Here is a 2,990-nt window from a genome sequence, read left to right on the forward strand (position 1 = left end):
CGCCAAGATCCAATACGTTTTTGGCAAAAGTGTGTCTTAAGCAGTGCGGGGAAGCATTGTCTATATCGGCCATCCGAAAATACTTATCAAGAGCCTTTCTAATGCCGCGATCGGTTATTCGTGTTTTTCGTTCGGACAGAAAAACCGCCTCATCTCCATCTTTACTTTCTCCCCTAACCTCCAACCAGTTATTTAAGGCATTGGCTAAGTCCTTGTTCATGGGAATAGGTCTAAACTTCCCGCCCTTACCTTGCCGGACAATAACCGTCTTATCACGGGGATGTTTCATATCCAAATCGAAGAGCCGGGAACTGTACGAAAAATGCTTAGTAACTGGCCAAAGCATGGTGACGCTAACGGATCAAGCAAAACACGCGCCGGGGTTACTTTGGCCAACACCGACAGCACAGGATGGGAAAAACGCCACCTTGCCACCGTCACAGAAGGAACGAGATTCGGTTCCAGGGGCGCTGATTCGAGAAGGGCAGAAAGGTTCCCTCAATCCGGCTTGGGTCGAGTGCCTCATGGGTTTTCCTCCGGGTTGGACGGACATCGATGGCCAGCAGGACTAGGACAAGAGCAATATCCCTGGGAACCGCCGAGAGTAGCGGAGGGAGTCAAACACAGAAAAGACCGGTTAAAAGCACTGGGAAACGCGATAGTGCCACAAGTCGCCTATCAGATACTTAAAGCGATCATGGAGGTAGAAAAACATGAGCTTGCCAGCAGAGTTCATTCAAATTGATTTGTTTTCGATACCAGAAAAACAGGAGTCTAAGAAAGCACGACACAGAAAGACGAAAGAAACCATTTACCATTGCGACAAGTGCGGCAAGTCAGTGGTGATGAATATCCCGGCCATCGTGATCATTTGTGGATGCGGCCGGAAAATGAAACAAGAGGAGTTTGATTAAAATGATCAAGGTGAAGTTGCCAAACCCAACGCGGGGCAGTGCGCCAATTACAGGGAGGACTATGAAGGTGACATTTTAGAGTTGCTTGATAGAAGAGTAACTAATTTTAGGATAGATAGGAAGTCTCGAGAGATTCAAGTCCACTTTGAAGGAGATGAAAAATAGTGATCAGCATATTTGCGGACAATAAAAAGGTTGTCCGAGCGAAAGAGACAATCAAAGAAACCTATCTGGCGGACTCAAGGCCTTGGGTTGTCGGATTCAGCGGGGGCAAAGATTCATCAGTGGTTGTTCAGCTGGTTTTGCAGGCACTAGGAGAGTTGGAGCCGATTCAACGGGCTAAAAAAGTCTATGTAATCTCTTCCGACACGCTGGTTGAAACGCCGCTTATCATCAATCAAATCAATAACGCGCTTGACAAGATTCAAGCTGAAGCGGACCGCCGAGGCATCCCGCTGGAGACACAAAAAGTGAAACCGGAAATTAACGATACCTTTTGGGTCTCCATTCTTGGGAAAGGCTATCCAACACCGCGCCAAAAGTTTCGCTGGTGTACAGATCGAATGAAGATCAAGCCGGCCAACAAATTCATCATGGATAAGGTGTCCGAACACGGCGAAGTGGTCATGGTTCTCGGCGTACGAATGGACGAATCGAAGAGCCGAGCGGAATCGATCCGGTCACACACAATCGAAGGCAGCCACTTGATGAAGCATAGCACCTTGCCCAACGCCTACACCTTCGCACCAATCAAGGACTGGAGCACGGACGACGTTTGGGAGTTCCTTCTTGATGAACCAGTTTGGGGGAAAGAAAACCACCAACTCCTTCAGCTCTACCAAGACAGTGACGGTGAATGCCCCTTAGTGATCGATGCTGATAGCAAAAAGGTTTCATGCGGAAACAGCCGGTTTGGTTGCTGGACCTGCACTGTGGTGAACGAGGACAAGGCGCTGAGTGGATTCATCAACAATGGTGTGGAATGGCTCAAACCTCTCCTTGAGTTCCGGAACCATCTGGTGGAGATTCGAGGAGACCGCCGGAAACGCCAAAAGCAAATGATAAACGGGAGACGGTATCTGACGACGAATCTAGACGGAGTGGATCGGAGCCGGGCTGTGAGGGTTCCGGAAAGCGAGCTGGACGATTGGCTGAAGCGGAACGGTGTGGACCTTCGGACGGTGGAAGACCTCCACCTGATCGTGGAAGTCCCCGTGGAAGGCGAGTTGTTCCCGGTGGAAAAGACGCTGGGGCTGGGACCGTTTACCCTGAAGACCCGGGAAGAGCTGCTGAACCGGTTGCTCGCCACTCAGGAGCGAATTCGCACTGAGTACGGTATGGAAGTGGAGTTGATCAGCGAGGAAGAGATCGAGGAGATCAAACGGATCTGGAGCAAAACTAAATAGCCCCTGCGGTCAGCACACCGCAAGAGGCCTTGCCAAATGATTCAGCGGACCCATTATAACACAATCGAGAGGGTGAATCAGCCCCGGAAGAAGTCCTATCATTGAGATAGGGCTTCTTCTATAGACATGTTTGTAACACAAACAGAGTGATCCGGAATGAGAACGCCTTTTTTTGTTGTTTTGAGGTTTTTTAATAAAAAAACCGCCTTAGCGAGCGGTGGTAGGTATATTAATCCGTCGAGGTGTTGTTGGTTCCCAGTAGCCTTCATGTTGTCCTGAGGGAGCTTCAAGCAATCTATTGAAAAGTTCTTTAGGTTATTGCATTTTCCTTGACCATCAAAAGAATTCAGAGGGAACGGCTCTGAAAGGAGCCAGCCCTCCCCGACGACGACTTGAGATTCAGTTTCAAGTCGTTTATTTCTTAACCCACAGTTGATTCCTCTTTATTGTTCTTTCTTAATTGGGGTGGAGGGAGCATCGACCGATTTTGCCGCCATTTGCACAAGAAATGGGGACACTTTTAGATCTTTCAATTTATATGCTCTGTTTCATTTAGGAGGGGGTACCTGGAGTATTCGGATTAAATTTTCATGGCTCAGAGAGGCTCCTAGACCCCTGTTTTTACGAATGAAAAAGAGCTGCCCACCGATACAAAGGGCAGCTTTCATTA

3 protein-coding genes are annotated in these 2,990 nt (G+C 48.6%); 2 read left to right on the top strand and 1 reads right to left on the bottom strand.

What is annotated here, in order from left to right:
• Nucleotides 1-220: tyrosine-type recombinase/integrase (locus JG50_RS19775; protein ID WP_033102001.1), on the bottom strand; the 220-nt coding region annotated here is incomplete at its 3' end.
• Between the two features lie 493 nt (nt 221-713).
• Here JG50_RS19775 and JG50_RS0115315 point away from each other — a divergent pair.
• Both JG50_RS0115315 and dndC read left to right on the top strand, forming a co-directional pair.
• Entirely contained in the window at nt 714-914 is a 201-nt protein-coding gene (locus JG50_RS0115315) for a hypothetical protein (RefSeq protein WP_033102002.1), read from the top strand.
• Between the two features lie 164 nt (nt 915-1,078).
• On the top strand, nt 1,079-2,320 hold the full coding sequence (dndC, locus tag JG50_RS0115320) for a DNA phosphorothioation system sulfurtransferase DndC (RefSeq protein WP_235281703.1): 1,242 nt from the start codon (nt 1,079-1,081) through the stop codon (nt 2,318-2,320).
• Nucleotides 2,321-2,990: the final 670 nt, after the last annotated feature.

Origin of the sequence: Thermoactinomyces daqus (assembly GCF_000763315.1) — a bacterium.
GTDB classification, from domain to species: domain Bacteria; phylum Bacillota; class Bacilli; order Thermoactinomycetales; family Thermoactinomycetaceae; genus Thermoactinomyces_A; species Thermoactinomyces_A daqus.

Excerpts from the sequence above, each read along its gene's own strand:
- JG50_RS0115315 (WP_033102002.1), top strand. The coding sequence starts at position 714 with ATGAGCTTGCCAGCAGAGTTCATTCAAATTGATTTGTTTTCGATACCA.